General features: G+C 64.9%; 15 protein-coding genes and 2 pseudogenes. 5 read left to right on the top strand and 12 right to left on the bottom strand.

The window, feature by feature from the left end; translation table 11 throughout:
• Positions 1-975 (bottom strand): DNA topoisomerase VI subunit B (locus C451_RS15840; protein WP_007742115.1); only part of this gene is annotated, 975 nt, incomplete at its 3' end.
• 195 nt (positions 976-1,170) lie between these two features.
• Here C451_RS15840 and gyrB point away from each other — a divergent pair.
• Positions 1,171-3,099: a DNA topoisomerase (ATP-hydrolyzing) subunit B gene (gyrB, locus tag C451_RS15835; RefSeq protein WP_007742114.1), complete on the top strand. Its 1,929-nt coding sequence runs from the start codon at positions 1,171-1,173 to the stop codon at positions 3,097-3,099.
• 234 nt (positions 3,100-3,333) lie between these two features.
• Positions 3,334-5,730 (top strand): annotated as a pseudogene (gene gyrA, locus C451_RS15830) (DNA gyrase subunit A).
• A gap of 4 nt (positions 5,731-5,734) precedes the next feature.
• Here the strand turns inward: gyrA and C451_RS15825 are convergent.
• Genes C451_RS15825 through C451_RS15815 form a run of 3 tightly spaced genes read right to left on the bottom strand, consistent with a single transcriptional unit; the run spans position 5,735 to position 8,167 of the window.
• A complete protein-coding gene (locus C451_RS15825; RefSeq protein WP_007742113.1) occupies positions 5,735-6,139 on the bottom strand; it encodes a hypothetical protein in 405 nt (134 codons plus the stop codon).
• The gene (cysS, locus tag C451_RS15820) at positions 6,136-7,623 is read right to left on the bottom strand and encodes a cysteine--tRNA ligase (RefSeq protein WP_007742112.1); all 1,488 of its coding nucleotides are present in this window, start codon (positions 7,621-7,623) and stop codon (positions 6,136-6,138) included. The genes C451_RS15825 and cysS overlap by 4 nt, the downstream gene beginning before the upstream one ends.
• Positions 7,624-7,648: 25 nt before the next feature.
• On the bottom strand, positions 7,649-8,167 hold the full coding sequence (locus C451_RS15815) for a DUF7523 family protein (protein WP_007742111.1): 519 nt from the start codon (positions 8,165-8,167) through the stop codon (positions 7,649-7,651).
• Between the two features lie 302 nt (positions 8,168-8,469).
• On the opposite strand from C451_RS15815, the gene C451_RS15810 reads away from it, so the two are divergent.
• Together C451_RS15810 and C451_RS15805 are read left to right on the top strand one after the other, a co-directional pair.
• A complete protein-coding gene (locus C451_RS15810; RefSeq protein ID WP_007742110.1) occupies positions 8,470-9,342 on the top strand; it encodes a CbiX/SirB N-terminal domain-containing protein in 873 nt (290 codons plus the stop codon).
• Entirely contained in the window at positions 9,342-10,400 is a 1,059-nt protein-coding gene (locus C451_RS15805; protein WP_007742107.1) for a DR2241 family protein, read from the top strand. Before C451_RS15810 ends, C451_RS15805 begins: the two co-directional genes overlap by 1 nt.
• Position 10,401: 1 nt before the next feature.
• On the opposite strand, the gene C451_RS15800 is transcribed toward C451_RS15805, so the two are convergent.
• The 3 genes from C451_RS15800 to C451_RS15785 form a co-directional block, all read right to left on the bottom strand.
• On the bottom strand, positions 10,402-11,055 hold the full coding sequence (locus tag C451_RS15800; protein ID WP_007742105.1) for a DUF7524 family protein: 654 nt from the start codon (positions 11,053-11,055) through the stop codon (positions 10,402-10,404).
• Between the two features lie 2 nt (positions 11,056-11,057).
• Complete coding sequence (locus tag C451_RS15795; RefSeq protein ID WP_004055557.1) at positions 11,058-11,252, bottom strand: methytransferase partner Trm112; 195 nt, start codon at positions 11,250-11,252, stop codon at positions 11,058-11,060.
• A gap of 322 nt (positions 11,253-11,574) precedes the next feature.
• Positions 11,575-12,939, bottom strand: coding sequence for an adenylosuccinate synthase (locus C451_RS15785; protein WP_007742102.1), 1,365 nt, complete (start codon positions 12,937-12,939; stop codon positions 11,575-11,577).
• 262 nt (positions 12,940-13,201) lie between these two features.
• Between C451_RS15785 and C451_RS15780 the strand changes: the two genes are divergently transcribed.
• Complete coding sequence (locus tag C451_RS15780; RefSeq protein ID WP_007742100.1) at positions 13,202-13,507, top strand: hypothetical protein; 306 nt, start codon at positions 13,202-13,204, stop codon at positions 13,505-13,507.
• A 1-nt stretch (position 13,508) separates the two neighbouring features.
• Here C451_RS15780 and C451_RS15775 read toward each other — a convergent pair whose 3' ends face one another.
• The 5 genes and pseudogenes from C451_RS15775 to C451_RS15755 form a co-directional block, all read right to left on the bottom strand.
• The gene (locus C451_RS15775) at positions 13,509-14,069 is read right to left on the bottom strand and encodes a GNAT family N-acetyltransferase (RefSeq protein ID WP_007742098.1); all 561 of its coding nucleotides are present in this window, start codon (positions 14,067-14,069) and stop codon (positions 13,509-13,511) included.
• Between the two features lie 59 nt (positions 14,070-14,128).
• On the bottom strand, positions 14,129-14,833 hold the full coding sequence (locus tag C451_RS15770) for a hypothetical protein (protein ID WP_049913169.1): 705 nt from the start codon (positions 14,831-14,833) through the stop codon (positions 14,129-14,131).
• Positions 14,834-15,246: 413 nt separating this feature from the next.
• Entirely contained in the window at positions 15,247-15,675 is a 429-nt protein-coding gene (gene lrpA1, locus C451_RS15765) for an HTH-type transcriptional regulator LrpA1 (protein WP_007742094.1), read from the bottom strand.
• 58 nt (positions 15,676-15,733) lie between these two features.
• A complete protein-coding gene (locus C451_RS15760; RefSeq protein WP_007742092.1) occupies positions 15,734-16,681 on the bottom strand; it encodes a thiamine pyrophosphate-dependent enzyme in 948 nt (315 codons plus the stop codon).
• A 3-nt stretch (positions 16,682-16,684) separates the two neighbouring features.
• Positions 16,685-17,911 (bottom strand): annotated as a pseudogene (locus C451_RS15755) (2-oxoacid:acceptor oxidoreductase subunit alpha); the annotation flags it as partial.
• Positions 17,912-18,000 lie beyond the last annotated feature (89 nt).

Genomic DNA, 18,000 nt, shown 5'->3' with positions numbered 1-18,000 from the left:
GATGTGTATAAGAGACAGCGCTTGTCCCTTGTTCGCCACCGCTTCGGTGACGGCGTCCTCGATATCTGCTTCGTGGGTCGCCGGCGTCCGCCAGGCCATCTCGCGGCCGTAGTGGCGGTCGGTGAACGCCGCGATGACGTTCGTCGCCGTCTTCTTCCCGACACGGGTGAACTCCTCCTGGAGGAACCCCGAGACGCTGTAGGAGTCGGTCGATTCGAGCATCTTGAGCAGCGTGCCGAGCTCGACGCCGTGGGGATGGGGGCGGATCTCCTCGGTTTCGGCGGGGAGCTGGTCGGTCGCGCGCTCGGCCTTGAACTCGCCGTTCGGCTCGCGGAGCTCGATGCGGGCGTGTGGGTTGACGACCGCAGTGTGTTTCACGTAATCCCTGAGCTGGCCGCGTGCGCGCATGTTCGCCTCCATCTCCAGTTCGATGCGCGTGCCGTGGGTTCGATCCCAGGTCGTCGTCTCGTCGACGGAGACCTCGGGCTCGTTCGTGTCGGTGTCGATGATGAGTTCGAAATACTTCGCCTCGCCACCCTGTGTCCGACTGGTGATCTTCGCGGGTTTACCGCTGGTGAGCTGTGAGTAGAGCACCGCCGCGGAGATACCGATCCCCTGCTGACCGCGAGCCTGTTCGCGTTTGTGAAATCGGGAGCCGTAGAGGAGCTTCCCGAAGACTTTGGGGAGTTCCTCGCTCGTGATGCCGGGACCGTTGTCCTCGACGACGAGCCGGTAGTAGTCGCCGACCTCCTCGATCTCGATGTAGATGTCGGGGAGATGGCCGGCTTCCTCGGCGGCGTCGAGCGCGTTGTCGACGGCCTCCTTGACGGCGGTGACGAGTCCTCGGGCCCCGCTGTCGAACCCGAGCATGTGCTTGTTCTTCTCGAAGAACTCGGCGATGGAGATCGAACGCTGGCTCGCCGCCAGTTCGTCGGCGACCCCCTCGTCGTCGAGCGTCGACTGGAGGGATGGCATTACCCGGCGTATTCGAGCGACGGTTAAAACGACCGCGGTAGCGGGGTGGAAGTGGAGGTGATCGCTCGACCGGCGAGTCGAAACCGTGCCCATCGGCCATCACATCGGGCGAATCTGTTCGCCCCGCCGTGCTTTCGTTCGCGCGCGTGCGGGAGACTTATGCCCTCGGGACCGCTAGGAATCGATAGCTTATATATGCCCCAGGACGAGTACGGAGCCGGACAGATACAGGTCTTAGAAGGGCTACAGGCGGTACGGAAACGCCCGGCGATGTATATCGGTTCGACGGACGCACGTGGTCTCCATCATCTGGTGTACGAGGTCGTCGACAACGCCATCGACGAGGCGCTCGCCGGCTACTGCGATTCGATCTCGGTCACGGTCCACGACGGCGAGCATCCCTCGGTGAGCGTGACCGACGACGGCCGGGGGATCCCGGTCGACGAGCACGAGGACGGCAAGTCCGCCCTGGAAGTGATCATGACCGTCCTCCACGCCGGCGGGAAGTTCGACAAGGAGTCCTACCAGGTCTCCGGTGGCCTGCACGGCGTCGGCATCTCCGTGGTGAACGCGCTCTCGAAGTGGGTCGAGGTGACCGTCAAGCGCGACGGCGCGGTCTGGGAGCAGCGGTTCGACCACGGCGAACCCGAGGGCGATCTCGAACGGGTTCGCGATCTCCGTGAGGACGAATCGACCGGCACGAAGCTCCAGTTCTGGCCCGACGAGGCGGTCTTCACCGACACGACGTTCGACGCCTCGACGCTCGCCAACCGACTGCGCGAGCTCGCTTTCCTCAACTCCGGCGTCGAGATCGAGCTCGACGACGAGCGCGACGGGAGCCGCGAACGGTTCCGCTACGACGGCGGGATCCGCGAGTTCGTCGTCTATCTCAACGAGACCAAGAGCGCCCTCCACGAGGACGTCATCTACTTCGACGACGCCGCCACCGTCGACGACGGCGAGATCTCCGTCGAGATCGCGCTCCAGGCGACCGACGAGCTCCAGGGTTCGATCCACGCCTTCGCCAACAACATCAACACCCGCGAGGGCGGCACCCATCTCACCGGGTTCAAGACCGCGCTCACGCGGGTCGTCAACGACTACGCAAGCGAACACGGGCTCCTGAAACCCCTCGACGACGAGAACCTCACGGGCAGCGATATCCGTGAGGGGCTCACGGCGGTGATCTCGATCAAACATCCCGACCCACAGTTCGAGGGACAGACCAAGACCAAGCTCGGCAACAGCGAGGTCCGTGGTGTCGTCGAGAGCGCCATCCACGAACAGCTGGATACCTACTTCGAGGAGCATCCCGACACCGCCGAAGCGGTCATCGGCAAGGCCGTCGAGGCGGCCAAAGCCCGCCGTGCGGCCAAGAAGGCCGAGGAGCTCACCCGGCGGAAGTCGGCGCTCGAATCCACAGCCTTGCCGGGCAAGCTCGCCGACTGTCAGAGCCGCGATCCGACGGAGTCCGAACTGTTCATCGTCGAGGGCGATTCGGCCGGCGGCAGCGCCAAACAGGGTCGCGACCGCGAGTTCCAGGCGATCCTCCCGCTGTTCGGCAAGGTGCTGAACGTCGAGAAACACCGGCTGGATCGCATCCTCGAAAACGAGAAGATCCGCAATCTCATCACCGCCATCGGCGCGGGCGTCGACGAGGAGTTCGACGTCGAGGAGGCGCGCTATCACAAGATCATCATCATGACCGACGCGGACGTCGACGGCGCGCACATCCGGACGCTCTATCTCACACTGCTCTACCGCTATCTCACGCCGCTGATCGAGGCCGGCTACGTCTACGCCGCCCAACCGCCGCTCTACCGGGTTCGCAACGGCGGCGAGACCTACGACGCGATGACCGAAGCAGAACGCGACGAGATCGTCGAGGAGAAGTGTGGCGGCACGCCCGATCAGGTCCAGCGGTTCAAAGGACTGGGCGAGATGAACCCCGAACAGCTCTGGGAGACGACGATGAACCCCGAGAACCGCATCCTGAAGCAGATCACGCTGGAGGACGCCGCCGCCGCGGACAAGATGTTCAACGTCCTGATGGGTGACGCCGTCGAACCCCGCCGACAGTTCATCAAGAGTCACGCGACCGACGCCGACTGGGTCGATATCTAACCGTGTACCGTTTTCCTTCGGCGTGCTCGGAAGAAGTACGCCAAAAGTACCCGCTCGCTGGTGTGACCGCCCCGCACAGCACCGCCGAAGCCCTCGGCCCGCGAAGCGGGCCTCGCCCTTCATCCACCGAGGACGACGGTCCCCACACTACGACCGCACCGCTCCCGCAGCCGCACCGCCACGGCGCGGCTGCCGCGCTGTAACCCGTTTCAGTATCACCGATAGCTACACCACATGAGTTCAGACATCCCCCAACCAGGATCGAACGCGGCCGCGAACGTCGATTCGGTCCGGATCGAAGACGAGATGGAACAGTCGTATATCGACTACGCGATGAGCGTCATCGCCGGACGCGCGCTGCCCGACGTCCGTGACGGCCTCAAACCCGTCCATCGGCGCATCCTCTACGCGATGCACGAGGAGGGCGTCACCTCGAACGCGGGCCACCGAAAGTCCTCCTCGGTCGTCGGGGACACGATGGGTGACTACCACCCGCACGGCGACTCGGCGATCTACGACGCGCTCGCCAGGCTGGCCCAGGACTTCTCGATGCGTGCGCCGCTGGTCGACGGCCAGGGCAACTTCGGCTCGGTCGACGGCGATCCGCCGGCCGCGATGCGTTACACCGAGGCGCGGATGAGCTCCATCGCCGAGGAACTGCTCTCGGATATCGAGAAGGACACCGTCGATTTCAAACCGAACTACGACGATCGTCTCGAAGAGCCGGACGTCCTCCCGTCGGCGTTCCCGAACCTCCTCGTCAACGGCTCCTCGGGCATCGCGGTCGGGATGAGCACCAACGTCCCNAGATGTGTATAAGAGACAGCTGTCGAGGATCTGATGGAGCACGTAAAGGGACCGGACTTCCCCACGGGCGCCGAGATCGTCGGTCGCGAGGCGATCCATTCGGCGTACACCACCGGTCGCGGTCGCGTGCGGATGCGTGCGAGCTACGAGATCGAGGAGGCGGGCAGTCACGAACGCATCGTCATCACCGAACTTCCCTACCAGCAGAACAAGGCCAAACTCGTCGAGCATATCGCCGATCTCGTCAACGACGGCACGCTCGACGGCGTGAGCGATCTCCGCGACGAGTCCGATCGCGACGGCATCCGTATCGTCGTCGACCTCAAGCGCGGCGCGCTCACGGACGTCGTCGAGAATCAGCTGCTCGAACACTGCCTCGAAAAGACCTTCGGCGTGATCAACCTCGCGCTGGTCGACGGCGAGCCGCAGGTGCTCGATCTGAAGGAACTGCTTGCGCACTATCTCGACCACCGCCGCGAGGTCGTCCGACGACGCTCCCAGCACGACCTCGACGAGGCCGAGGAGCGCGCGCACATCCTCTCCGGACGGCTGACGGCGCTCGAAAACGCCGACGACGTCGTCGAGCTGATCCGCGAGGCCGACGATCGCGACGCGGCCAAGAGCGCTCTCAGGGAAGCCTACGAGTTCTCCGAGCGACAGGCCGACCACATCGTCCGGATGCAGTTGGGGAGCCTGACGGCGCTCGAAGCCGAGGAGATCGAGACCGAGTACGAGAACGTCGAAAGCGAGATCGACCGCCTCGAAACCATCCTCGCGAGCGACGCCGAACTCGATCGGGTCATCACCGACGAACTGCGCGCGGTTCAGGACGAGTACGCCGACGACCGCCGGACACGGATCGTCGAGGACTACGGCACCGTCACGCGCGAGGACCTCATCCCCGACGAAGAGGTCGTCGTCGTGATGACCGAGAACGACTACATCAAGCGGATGCCGGCCGGCCAGTTCGATCCCCAGGGTCGCGGCGGCAAGGGGATCATCGGCACGAAACTCAAGGACGGTGACCGCGTCTCGGCGGTGTTCCGGGCGAACACCCACGACTACCTCCTCACGTTCACCAACCAGGGCTACGTCTATCGCCTCAAGGTCTACGAGGTGCCCGAGATGGGCCGGACCGCCCGCGGGAAATCCGCGATCAATCTCGTCGATCTCGACGACGGCGAGGCGATCACCGCCGTCGTGGCGACCGACGACCTCACCGACGAGGAGTGTCTCACGATGGTCACGCACGACGGCTACGTCAAGCGGACCTGCGCGAGCGAGTTCGAGAACATCCACTCGGGCGGGCTGATCGCCACCCGGCTGGAGGACGGCGACGAACTCGTCGACGTCGCAGTCACCGACGACGACGGCGACCTGTTGATCGGCACACAGCAGGGGATGGCGATCCGCTTCCCGAAAGAAGAGGCCCGGGAGATGGGACGGAGCGCCCGCGGCGTCAACGGCGTCGATCTCCAGGGTGACGACGCGGTCGCGGGGGTCGTCGCAGCCACCGACGACGCCGACCTCCTCACCGTCACCGAGAACGGCTACGGCAAGCGCACGCCGATGAGCGAGTACAGTACCCAGTCGCGCTACGGCAAGGGGCTGAAGGACATCAAGACGAACGAGCGCAACGGCCGCGTCACTGCCATCGAGGCCGCGACCGCCGACGACGATCTCGTGGTGATGAGTGATTCCGGCCAGATCATGCGCACGCCCGTCGGCGATATCTCGACCGTCGGCCGGAACACGATGGGTGTGACGATCATGGCGCTCGAAGACGGCGACGGTATCGCCTGTATCGACGTGCTCGAAACGTAGCCGGTCAGACGATCCCGTTGTCCCGCAGCAGGTCAGCGAGCACGTGTACGAAGAGAACCCGTTCGGTAAGTTTCCCGACCGGGCCGCTCACCCGTCGGGCGATCGCGATCAGCGCGCCACCGATGAGGACGTGACTCAGCAGTCGGAGACTGGCCATCTCGCCCGTCCCCTCGAAGAGGTTCTCCTGATCGACGAACACGCGTTTCGGATCCCGCAGACAGTCCGTGAGATGATGCCAGTCGCCGACGCGCAGTCGTGCGAGCACAAAGTGATCGAGATCGATGAGTACGCCGAGGCCCAGACCATACGCCACGAGCGCCGCCAGTCGACGTGGCGAGCGTTCGTCGGTGCGTGCGAGAACCCACCCGACGACGGGAACACTGAGCAGGAAATGCTCGCCGGATTTCATTCGCCTGCCCCCAGGCGGTAGGTCGGGCCGTCGTCGGTGTCCTGGATCTCGACGCCGAGTGCTTCCAGTTCGGTCCGGAGCTCGTCGGCACGGTCGTAGTTGCCCGCCTCGCGAGCCGACTCGCGCACGTCGAGCAGGAGTTCGACCAGCTCGTCGGCGATGCCAACTTCGCCCGTGGTCCCCTCGGTGAAGCTCAGGCCGAGTATCCCCTCGCCGAACTCCTCGAACGTCTCGACGGCCCGTTTGAGCGCCCGATAATCGTGTTCGTCCTCGGCGTCGAGCCGGGAGTTGATCACCGTCGCGAGTTCGAGCAGCGCCGCAAGCGCGCCCCTGGTGTTGAAGTCGTCGTTCATCGCGGTCGTGAACGCCTCGCGCGTGTCGTCGACGGCATCGCGCAGTCGCTCGTCGTCGACCTTCGTTCGTGCGTCGGGCCCGTCGAGCGCCGCGACCGCCCGCTCGTGGGTGCGTTCGAGCCGTTCGGCGCGCTCGACGGCTTCCTGAATCGCCGATTCACTGTAGGTCTGGGTGCTGTTGTAGCTGCCCGACAGCAGGAAGGTACGGATCGCGTTCAGACCGTAGTCAGCGAGCGCCTCGTCGACGGTGATGAAGTTGCCGAGGCTCGAACTCATCTTCTCGTCGTCCATCGCGAAGAGATCGGCGTGGAGCCAGTATTCGCTGAACGTCTCGCCCGTGGCGGCCTCGCTCTGAGCGCGCTCGTTCTCGTGATGGGGGAAGACGAGATCGCGTCCGCCGACGTGGATGTCGATCGTCTCGTCGAGATGTGCCATGCTCATCGCCGAGCACTCGATATGCCAGCCCGGCCGGCCCTCGCCCCACGGCGACTCCCAGGTCTGGCCGGACGACGGCGCGACGCTCTCGTCGTGGCGATGCTCCGAAACGGCCTCGGGTGAGACGCCGCCGGCCTTCCAGAGCGCGAAGTCGGCCGGATGGCGTTTCTCGCTACGCTCGTCGGGATCGCCCTGTGATTCGATCTCGTCGAGGCGCTGGTTCGAGAGTTCGCCGTACGAGTCGAAGCTCCCCACGTCGAAATAGACGGAGCCGTTCGACTCGTAGGCGTGGCCACCCTCGACGAGTCGCTCGACGAGGTCGACGATCTCGGGGATATGCTCCGAAACCCGCGGGTAGACTTCCGCGCGCTTCAGGTTGAGCGCACGCATGTCGTCGAGCGTCTTCTCGATGAACCCGCGCGCGACCGCGTTCTCGGAGTCGCCGAGGTCGTCCTCGCCCACGCGGGCGACGATCTTCTCGTTCACGTCGGTGAAGTTCTCGACGTGGCGCACCGCGTAGCCTAGGTGTTCGAGCCAGCGATGCATCACGTCGACGTGGACCCACGTGCGCGCGTGGCCGAGGTGAGCGCGATCCGAGACCGTCAGGCCACAGTAGTAGAGCAGTACGGAATCGGGGTCCTGTGGCTCGAACGGTTCGCGCTCGCCGGTGAGGGTGTTCTCCACGCGCAACGTCATCGTCCCATCTACGCGGGCCAGCGCTTCAATCCGTCGGAGTCGTCACAACTCCCGCGAGCGCCCCCTCGACGACTCGCACCGCGTCGGGACCTGCCCGCCGATCCACGGCGATCAGAAGTGCGTCGCCGGCGACGCCCGCAGCCGTCACGTCGATTCCCTCGACGGCCAGGCGATCGAGAACGTGCGCGAGCGCTCGGGCATCGACTTCCCCGGTGGCGAGCACACCCGTCAGCGATCCCGTGTCGGGCACGAGCGCGTGGCCACCGACCGCGAGCAGCGCCTCGTTGTCGTCGTTTTCGCCACCTCCCTCGGACAGCTCCACCGCACCGAGACCGCTCCGCATCGTCACGCGCGCGTCGCGCGAATCGGACTCGTAACTGGGTAGCTCCTCTGCGTAGCGCCGCAGCGCAGCGGCCACCGGATCGAGATCGCCGACGTCGAGGAATCGTGCGGCGGCGGTGTAGTTGAGCACGCCCGCCCGGAGCGCCTCGAACACGAACGGATTTCGGCGCACCGCGCGTCTGGTGTCGGCGGCGAGAGTCATACTCCGGTGTGGTCTGTCGAGGACGAAAAACTCGACGTACTGAAATCAGGGTGGCGTATCGTGTTGGGACCGCGAGTCGCGATACAAATGAGAGACCGCAACCGCACCACCACAGCCCACATACCTCCCCAACCGATTCGCTCGTTCGTTTCACTCTCTCGCTCATCCCTCGCGCGAGTCGTGCCTTCGGCACTCCCGCGCGCCGACCGCAACCGTCCTGTTCGTCGGTTCTGAAGCGATAAATCTCGTCCCGAGAGCGGGGAGGCGAAGCCACTAAACCGATCCCACCCGTCTGTTTCGGTATGCCGGCACTGGTCATCGTCGCCCACGGATCACACCTGAACCCCGGCTCGCACGACCCGACCTTCACCCACGCCGACACCGTGCGCGCGGCGGGGGCCTTCGACGAAGTGCGCGAGGCGTTCTGGAAGGAGGAACCCTCCTTCCGGGAGGTTCTGCGGACCATCGAGAGCGAGGAGGTCTACGTCGTGCCGCTGTTCGTGAGCGAGGGCTACTTCACCGAGGAGGTCATCCCGCGCGAGCTTCGCCTGGAGGACTGGGACGTCTCGCTGTGGGATTCCGACGGAACGGACGCCGACACGGCCACCCTCACGGCCGCCGATGTCGATAAAACGATCCACTACTGCGGCCCGGTCGGCACCCATCCCGCCATGTCCGACGTCATCGTCCAGCGCGCCGAGTCAGTAACCCAAAATCCGGACGTAGGCGAGGGGTTTGGCCTCGCGGTCGTCGGTCACGGGACGAATCGCAACGAGAACTCCGCGAAAGCGATCGAGTATCACGCCGATCGCGTCCGCGAGATGGACCGGTTCGACGAGGTCAATGCGCTGTTCATGGACGAGGAGCCGGAGGTCGACGACGTGACCGACTACTTCGAGAGCGAGGACGTCGTCGTCGTCCCCCTCTTTGTCGCCGACGGTTATCACACCCAGGAGGACATCCCCGAGGACATGGGGCTGACCGACGATTACCGCGAGGGCTACGAGACCCCCACCGAGGTCGAGGGTCACCACATCTGGTACGCCGGCGCGGTCGGGACCGAACCGCTCATGGCCGACGTACTGCTCGAACGCGCGGCCGACGCCGGCGCGGACGTCGACGAGGCGCTCGACATCGTCCGCAAACGGACCGCCACGCCGGCGGCCGGTGATTGATGAACGATTCCCAGTTGGCGGCGCTCCGCGAAGCCGCCGCCGACGGCGTGACCCGCGACGGACTGTCGGCCACGCAGGATGATTCGGGCTACACGTTCGTGACGCCGGAGGTGAGCCACGACGGCCTGAGCGAGGAGGAGTTCGACGCGCTCGCGACCGAGAACCCCTGGTTCGTCTCGAACTGGCACTACTGGCGCGGGGCGAGCGAGACGAACGAGGCGTTCCTCCGCTGGGTCGAACACGCGAGCGAACTCGGCGTGCGCGAGCGGTACGAGACGCTCGTCAATGGGCTCACGCGCGAGTGGGGGGAGCTGCTCGTTACTACGACACTCGGCACCGACGGCGAGCGCAGCTACGAACTCCGTCATACGGCCGACGCGACCACTGCCGTCGCGGAACTCGACAGCTATCACGACCCGCGCGAGGCCCGCGAGGTCAGCACGCTCGACGAGGACGGCCGGTATCGCCCGTTGAAGACCGCACCCACCCTTCGGGAGGGCTGGCGCTTCGCCGATCTCGACGGACGCGATCTCGTACGCACGGTCGAGTTCTTCTACCCGGCGACGGTCGCCAACTGGTATCGCGAGCAGGCCGGCGAGCTGGACGTCAGCCACTTCCGCGAGACCGCCGAGCGCCAGACGGGGATCTACAGCGTGATCGACGACCTCGATGTCGATAGCGTCGAAAACCTGGCCGAGGCCTGCTGTGTCGACTCGCAGTGTCTCAAACGCCGCGAGTGGGACGAGGACGAAGAGACGCCCCTCGACGCACCCCGTGGTGACGGCGAGTTCCCCTGTCGGGAGCCGTGTTCGCTCGTCGTCGCCGCCGCCCGACAGTTCGCCGTTCTCGAAGGCGAGGAGACGCGCACCTACGAAGTCGAACTGACGCCGAGCGAGCGCTCGCAGCTGACGGATCTGGTCGATGCGGTCGCCGACGGACGCGTCGACGAGATCCGCGAGGCCGACGTCGGCGATGGCGCGAACCGGTATCGGGCGCGCTACCTCCGGGCGAAGCGACTCGCCGACGGCGAGTTCGAGAGTCTGCGCGAGAAGAACTGAGTCAGGAGAGCAGGAGATAGCCGGCGACGACGAGCCCGGCGAGAACGGCGACCGCACCGATATACATGGCGACACCCTCGACGAACAGCAGTGCGATCCCCAGCAGGATCACCACCGCCGTGGCACCGAGCAGTCCCGAACTGTCGAGGCCGCCTGCACTACTCGATCGCGACATGCTGCCGGCGTTCGACCGCGTTCTCCCGGTCGATCGTGACCGTGTCGTGCCGCCCGTCGACCGTGTCGAGGAACTCGTCGGGCCGGCATCGACGGTGTCGTCGGTGCGCTCGATGAGCGATTCGTCGATCTCGACGCGCTGCTTGCCGGCGGTCGGCTCGATCGTGATCTCGACCTCCTCGGTCTGGCTGCCGTAGGCGGTGGCGACGGTGAGATGGCCCGTGACGGGGCCGCTCTCGTGGACGCGGATCGGAACGCGCACCGTCGCGCCCGGACGGACGTAGTGGTTGCTCGTCGGGATCGAAGCGATCTCGGAGAGCGCGTCGTCGATACGGAGGTGGACGTGGGTCGCTTCACCGTGGTTGTCGAGTTCGACGACGAACGAATCCGAACTCGCGAACGTCGCCGGCAGCTCGACGGCGTGGAGCTCCGCGCGGTTGAGATGAACCGAGAGCGTCCCCGAAGCGGTCGACTCAGCCATATTCAGGCCGGCGCGTCCTCGCGCATGTCCGGTGGAAGCAGGTTCGGAATCCCCTCCTCGATCGGGTACTCCTCGCCACACTCGGAACAGACGAGTCGCCCTTCGAGCACCTCGTCGTCGGTTCGCTGGATGACTTCGAGTTCGAGCTCCTGCTTGTCCATCGGACACCGCACGATCTCCATCAGCGACTCCTTCATCGTCGCTCGCCCCAATTCATGCGCGAGACGACGACCGGCGGTGATAAAAGCGTGGCGCTCGCCCAGCGGCAATCGCGGGGTGGCGCGGTTGCGGGGCGACCGCGCCGCGGCCTGCGGGGCGGTGCGGCCGCGGCTACGGTGCTGAGACGGCTGGCGATGCTGCCGGTACCTGGGTCTCGGCGAGTGGAACGGGCCGAGACTCAGGAGAGCGCGGCTCTCCTGGAGGATGAAGGGCGAGGCGCACCGGTGTGAGCGAAGCGAACACCGCGACCGCAGGGAGCGCGCCGAGGGCTTCGGCGGAGGCGGTGCTGTACGGTGTCGTCTACGCGAGCGGGTCCTCGCGGACGATCGTCTGCTCGCGGCCCGGCCCGACGCCGACGGCGTAGATCGGGACGTCGAGTTCGTCGCTGATGTAGTCCAGATACGCGCGTGCGTTCTCGGGGAGTGCGTCGTAGCCTTCGTCAGCGATCGCATCCCAGTCGGCGTCGTCCCAGCCGTCGAAGCTGCGGAAGGACGCCTCACAGTCGGCCCACCGTTCGGTCGTCGCCGGTAGCGTGAGTCGCTCCTCGCCATCGAGCGTGTAGGCATGCCCCACCCGCACCTCGTCGAGCCCGGCGAGCGTGTCGATGTGGTTGACGACGAGTCCCGTGAACCCGTTCGCGCGCGTCGAATGGCGGAGCATCGGCATGTCGAGCCAGCCGATGCGTCGCGGCCGACCCGTGACCGTGCCGTACTCACCGCCGGCCTCGCGGAGCTCCGTGGCGAGTGCCTCGTCGCCGCGCTCGGTGTCCTCGTCGTAGTCGGGCGTCTGGCCGACCACGCCGCCGAGTTCGGTCGGGAGGGGGCCAGTACCGACTCGCGAGAGGTAGGCCTTGGCGATGCCGACGATCTCGCCGTCGCCGACGATCCCCGGGCCGAGTCCCGTGCCGGTGCAGGTCCCGCCCGCCGTGGGGTTCGAGGAGGTCACGTAGGGGTAGTTGCCGTGGTCGATATCCAAAATCGTCCCCTGTGCACCCTCGAAGAGCACGTCCTCGCCCTCGTCGATGCGATCGGCGAGGAAGGTCCCGGCATCGACGGTCATGTTCTCCTCGGCGAGCCGTTCGCCGAACGCCGCATACTGGTCGTAGAGTGCGTCGATATCGAACGCCTCGCCGGTCTCGACGCCGAAGACCTCCTCGGCGAGCGCGCGTTTCTGCGGGACGACGTATTCGAGGCGCTCGCGCAGCACGTCGGTGTCGAGCAGGTCGCCGATCCGGATGCCGCGCCGGCCGGCCTTGTCCTCGTAGGTCGGGCCGATGCCGCGACCGGTGGTGGCGACGTCGAAGTCGCTCTCGCTCTTGACGTCTTCCTCGATGCCGTCGAGAACGCGATGGTAGGGGAAGATGACGTGCGCGCGACGGGCGACCCGGACGTCGGGATCGACGCCGCGCTTCTGGAGCGCGTCGAGTTCCTCGAACAGCGTCTCGGGGTTGACGACGCAGCCGTTGCCCAACACGTTCGTTTTCCCGCGGATGGCACCGCTCGGTACCAACGAGAGCTTGTACTCCTCGCCGTCATGGACGACGGTGTGACCGGCGTTGTCGCCGCCCTGATACCGACAGACCACGCTGGCCGATTCGCTCCAGCGGTCGGCCATTCCGCCCTTGCCCTCGTCGCCGAGCTGTGCGCCGACGATGGTGACTGTCATGTCCTTCGGTTCCGACCTTCCGGGTAAACCGATTTCGATGTGCCGGCAGTCACGGCGGTGACGTCGTACACCACTCGATGGTATTCATCGTCATTCGGTGTCGAAGGCCAGAAAGTATATGATACATGGCCACTAACGCCCGGAATAGCGAATCCGATGACGACGGGCCGGCCGATCGCAGTCGTCCCACTGTGGCAGAATTTTTCGACCGGAATCCGGAGGAGTAACGTTTAAACCCCTCACGCACGAGTTAACAAATGCCATGATAGACCGACTTGAGAAAGAGGTCGATATGCTGGAACGCCATCTGCAGGTGCTGCGGATGGTCATCGAGAGCGAACCGATCGGCATCGTGAAGATGTCCAACGAGACGGGCTACCCTCATCACAAGGTGCGCTACTCGCTGCGCGTGCTCGAAGAGGAATCGCTCATCGAGCCGTCGAGCCAGGGTGCCATCACGACCGAGCGCACCGAGGAGTTCGTCGACGAACTCGACGGAAAAGTCGACACGATCGTCGACAAGCTCTCGGGAATGAAGATCAGCGATACGGCCGAAGCCACTTCGTAGCTCACTGCTCGCGCCACTCGCGGCGCAACAGTCCGTACTGTACCGAATCTCGGTACTCGCCGTCGATAAAGCGGTTCTCGCGCGCACGACCTTCCTCGACGAAACCGAGCGATTCGAGCAGCCCGCGCGAGGCCGCGTTGAAATCGAAGGCGTGCGCGCCGAGACTGTGGACGTCGAACGTCCGGAAGACGTACTCGACGACGAGCGAAACCGCCTCTTTGCCGTAGCCCTCACCGTGGTGATCCGGAACGAGCCAGTAGGCCAAACTGGGCCGATCCCAATCGACGCGCCTGACAGTGACGACACCGATCGGTTCGGTTTCGTCCTCCTCGGGGTGATCCGGCCCTGCATCGTCGAGACAGACGACGAAACCGACGTTGTGTTCGTCCTCGATGAACTCCTCGAAGTAGTCGTCCATCTCGCTGTCGTTCATGTGTGTGATGGTGCCGAGCGGGTAGCGGATCTCGGGATTGGCGTGTGCACGCTGGAGGAACTCGCTGTCCTCGCGCTCGACGGTCCGCAGCGTGACCCGTTCGCCCTGCTCGATGCGCGTTCCTGGCATGGCCGATGCGCGAACGCCACATGAATGTTTCTTTCGGATCGATTCGACGAATCGAGAACTCAGAAGCAGTCCGCCGGATCGAGCGATCGCGGTTCGGGTGCGTCGTCGCTCGCGACCGCCACATCGACGACGATATCGCCGTCCGGGAGCGTGATGGTCGCATCCGCGAGCAGTGGGGCGACGATGCCGCCCGCGACGGTTCCGGGTCGAGAGAGCGGTGCGCGCACGGCGATCGTCTCGCCCGCCTGCATGGCCACCGATTCGATCACTCCCTCGGCGGCAGTGAGTAGCTCGGTGTGCGTAACCTGTGCACCATCGGTGGCGAGAACGGGATCGTCAGGGTCGATCGTCGCCGGGACGAGCGTCGGGTTCTCGCTCCAGACGTCGCGCTCGAAGTATTCGACGTGGGCGTCGTCCGGAGGGTCGCCGTAGGCGATCTTCGTGCCGCCGGGCGGCAGTTCGAACGCGTCGATCTCGTTGGTCGGCGCGATCACCGCACGCGCGTCGGTCGTCGATGGTGGCTCGAAACGGGTGACGGCCCCGAGCGACACCGCACCGAGAAAGCCGAGGAGCGCTTCGGGAGTCCGACCGACGACGGCGACCGTGTGACCGCTCCGGACGCCGCAGTGGTGCAGGAAGTTGCCCGTTTTCCAGGCATTCGTGAGGAGTCGGCGGGCGTCGTACTCGCGACCGGTGGTAGCGTCGTGGAGGACGATCCTCCCGCCCCGACGCTCGCGTGCGAGGAGGCCACGCAGCGTATTCATGCCGTCGTTTCGCACCCGTGGCGTGAAAACGCCGCCGGCCGACGGCTGCCAGAGATATGGCTATAATCGTCGTTCTGCTATCCGTAGTCGCGTCACGACCACAGACTCAGTGGAGTCCGAAAGACGCGAAGCGACGTTCGTCGTTTTGAACAGCGCTCGACGTGTGCCAGAAGACTACGTTCTGATAACATCGGGGACGGAAAATTTCCTCTCGGACGACGATGTTCTCCTGGTGGATGAAGGGTGAGTACGAGGACGTCTACGGGCGATGCTGTACAGCGGGGCGGTACAACGCTATGCCGATGGAATGACGCGAACGAAATTCAGTAGATAACTGGCGATATATCGGATTGTGAACGGCGAGTGCGACCGAGCAACGCGAGAGTACATTTCGCCCGCGGAGAGCGGAACGCCTACTTGAGTCGTTCCTGCAAGAAGGAGGGATGGGCGGCGGTGACGCCCTCGATCGAGAGGATATCGTCAGCGATGACGTTGCCGACGGCGTTGCCGTCAGGCGCGCGGATCTCGGCCATCAGCATGTGATCGCCGCTGGAGCTGTAGAGCGTCTCGATCTCGTCGAGCTCCGTGATAGCGCGCGTCGTCTCGACGTAGCGGCCGCTCTCGACTTCGATACCGACGAGCGCGATCGAGCGCCCGGAGAGCTTCTTCGGATCGATGTCGGCCGAATAGCCCGTGATAACGCCGTCGCGTTCGAGTTTGTCGATGTACTTGCGAACGGTGGGCTTCGAGACGTCCGCTCGGTTCGCGATGTCGGCGTACGAGGCTTGCGCATCCTCCTCCAGGACGGAGAGAATGCGGTCCTCGGTGGAGTCCGCGCTCATATCGACTAGTTGGTGTCCATGAAAAAAGATCTTCCGAATCAGAAAACGCGCTGGCGACTTACTTGTGGGCGTCGAGGAGGTCGTAACTGCGCTCCCAGTCGGCCTCCTCGTCGAAGTAGCGCTCGGCCAGCGGCTCCTCGGGCATCTCACCCGTCGAGCGTTTCTCCTCACCGTACGACCGGCGCTCCTCGTCGACGTAGAAGCGCCCAGTGAGGACCTCGCCCTCGTAGAGTTTGTCCTCGGTCTCGTGCATCATCTCCGCGGCTTCCTGACGGTCGTGGACGTCGAAGTCGAACTCCTCGGAGTCCTGAACGTCCGTGTACGGCACGTACTGCTTGGCGTCCTTGTTCCAGGTCGGACACTGCGTCAGGAAGTCGACGTGGGCGAACCCGTCGTGTTCGATCGCTTCGGTCAAGATCTCCGTCGCCTGCCGCGGGTTCACCGCCGCCGTTCGGGCGATGTACGAGGCACCCGACGTCAGCGCCAGCGACAGCGGCCGGATCGGGTCCTTGGCCGACCCATGGGGCTGGGTCTTCGACTCGTGACCCTTCGGGCTCGTCGGCGAGGTTTGCCCTTTGGTGAGCCCGAAGATTTCGTTGTTGAAGACGATGTACGTCATGTCGTGGTTCTCGCGGGCGGTGTGCATGAAGTGGTTCCCGCCGATGCCGTACCCATCGCCGTCGCCACCCGCCGCGATCACCTCCAATCCTGGGTTCGCGAGTTTCGCCGCACGGGCGATCGGCAGCGACCGCCCGTGAATCGAGTGCATCCCATATGACTCGAAGTAGCTGTTCAGCTTGCCCGAACAGCCGATGCCCGTCACCAGCAGTGTCTCGTCCGGTGTGCGTCCGACCTCGGGCATCGCACCCTTGAGCGCCTTGAGCACGCTGAAGTCGCCACAGCCCGGACACCACGTCGCCTGCGGCTCGATGCCCGGCGTGAACGCCTCTCGCTCGATCTCCTCGTCCTGTGCCGCCTGTCCGATCGCACTGAATGATTTGCTCATGGATTAGTCACCTGCCGCGGGTTCGATCCGCGTCTGTGCCGTCGGCGGTTCGTCGCCACCGTTCACCTGGATGTCGAACCCCTCGACGACTTCGGCCGGCTCGAACGGGTTGCCGTTGTACTTCAGCAGGCTCGACATCTTCTCGCCGAACCGTCCGAGTTCCTTCTGGGTCAATCCACGGAACTGGGCAGTGATGTTCATCTCGACGACCAGGCACTCCTCGACCGATTCGAGGAACTCCGTCACGTCTTCTTTGGGGTAGGGCATCATGTCGCTCACGCCCAGCATCTTCACCGACTCACCCTGGTCGTTCAGGCGGTCGACGGCCTCCTCGACGCTCCCCTGCTGGCTCCCCCAGACCAGAATGCCATGCTCTGCGTCTTCTGGCCCGTAGTACGTCTGATTCGAACTTTCCTTCTCGTCGAGGTCCTCTCGAATCGATTCGAGCTTGCGCGTGCGCCGGTCGACCTGCGCGACGCGATTGTCGGGGTCCTCCTCGATGTGACCCTGCGGGGTGTGCTCGTTGCCCGTCGCCAGGAATCGGCCGTCCTTCTGACCTGGGATGCTCCGCGGGCTCACGCCGTCCTCGGGGTCGTGGCGGAACCGGTTGAACGTCCCCGAGGCGTGGTGGGACGCCTCCTGGATCTCGTCCTCAGTAAGGACGCTACCGAGATCCGGATTCGGTTCGCGATCGAAGTGGCTCGCCGGCACGCTCGCCAACTCCCCGGAGAGTTTCTGATCGATCACGATCACNCTACCGAGATCCGGATTCGGTTCGCGATCGAAGTGGCTCGCCGGCACGCTCGCCAACTCCCCGGAGAGTTTCTGATCGATCACGATCACGACCGGGATCTGGTACTCGTAGGCCACCCGGAAGGCTTCCCGGGACTGTTCGTAGGCCTCCGCAACGGTACCAGGGGCGAAGACCACTCTGTTCGAATCACCCTGACTGGTGTAGAGGATGTGCTCGAGGTCGCCCTGTTCGGGTTTGGTCGGCATCCCCGTCGAGGGGCCCGCACGCATCGCCTCCACCAGGACGATCGGCGTCTCGGTCATCTCCGCCAGTCCCAGCGGTTCGCTCATCAGTGCGAACCCGCCACCGGACGAGCCGGACATGGCCTTGACACCCGCGTGGGAGGCACCGATCGCCAGCGACGCCGCCGCGATCTCGTCTTCGACCTGCTCAGAAATGCCTCCAATGGAGGGCAGGTGCTGGGTCATGATCGTGAAGTACGTGTTTAGCCCCGAGTGATTTCGGTAGTCTCTCCTAGGACCCGTACGAGTAGTGCAGTAGGTCGATGCAACAGGCGAACGAGTTC

Origin of the sequence: Halococcus thailandensis JCM 13552, from assembly GCF_000336715.1 — an archaeon.
Taxonomy (GTDB): domain Archaea; phylum Halobacteriota; class Halobacteria; order Halobacteriales; family Halococcaceae; genus Halococcus; species Halococcus thailandensis.
Note: the sequence above shows the minus strand (reverse complement) of the source record. Positions and strands in the feature narration are given on the sequence as shown.

Bases quoted from the DNA above. Each gene is read 5' to 3' on its own strand.
- cysS (WP_007742112.1), bottom strand. From the start codon at position 7,623: ATGACGTTGCGCGTGGAGAACACCCTCACCGGCGAGCGCGAACCGTTC.
- C451_RS15825 (WP_007742113.1), bottom strand. From the start codon at position 6,139: ATGAAATCCGGCGAGCATTTCCTGCTCAGTGTTCCCGTCGTCGGGTGG.
- lrpA1 (WP_007742094.1), bottom strand. From the start codon at position 15,675: ATGAGCGCGGACTCCACCGAGGACCGCATTCTCTCCGTCCTGGAGGAG.
- C451_RS15810 (WP_007742110.1), top strand. From the start codon at position 8,470: ATGCCGGCACTGGTCATCGTCGCCCACGGATCACACCTGAACCCCGGC.
- C451_RS15780 (WP_007742100.1), top strand. From the start codon at position 13,202: ATGATAGACCGACTTGAGAAAGAGGTCGATATGCTGGAACGCCATCTG.
- gyrB (WP_007742114.1), top strand. From the start codon at position 1,171: ATGCCCCAGGACGAGTACGGAGCCGGACAGATACAGGTCTTAGAAGGG.
- C451_RS15795 (WP_004055557.1), bottom strand. From the start codon at position 11,252: ATGAAGGAGTCGCTGATGGAGATCGTGCGGTGTCCGATGGACAAGCAG.
- C451_RS15760 (WP_007742092.1), bottom strand. From the start codon at position 16,681: ATGAGCAAATCATTCAGTGCGATCGGACAGGCGGCACAGGACGAGGAG.
- C451_RS15770 (WP_049913169.1), bottom strand. From the start codon at position 14,833: ATGAATACGCTGCGTGGCCTCCTCGCACGCGAGCGTCGGGGCGGGAGG.
- C451_RS15815 (WP_007742111.1), bottom strand. From the start codon at position 8,167: ATGACTCTCGCCGCCGACACCAGACGCGCGGTGCGCCGAAATCCGTTC.
- C451_RS15800 (WP_007742105.1), bottom strand. From the start codon at position 11,055: ATGGCTGAGTCGACCGCTTCGGGGACGCTCTCGGTTCATCTCAACCGC.
- C451_RS15785 (WP_007742102.1), bottom strand. From the start codon at position 12,939: ATGACAGTCACCATCGTCGGCGCACAGCTCGGCGACGAGGGCAAGGGC.
- C451_RS15775 (WP_007742098.1), bottom strand. From the start codon at position 14,069: ATGCCAGGAACGCGCATCGAGCAGGGCGAACGGGTCACGCTGCGGACC.
- C451_RS15805 (WP_007742107.1), top strand. From the start codon at position 9,342: ATGAACGATTCCCAGTTGGCGGCGCTCCGCGAAGCCGCCGCCGACGGC.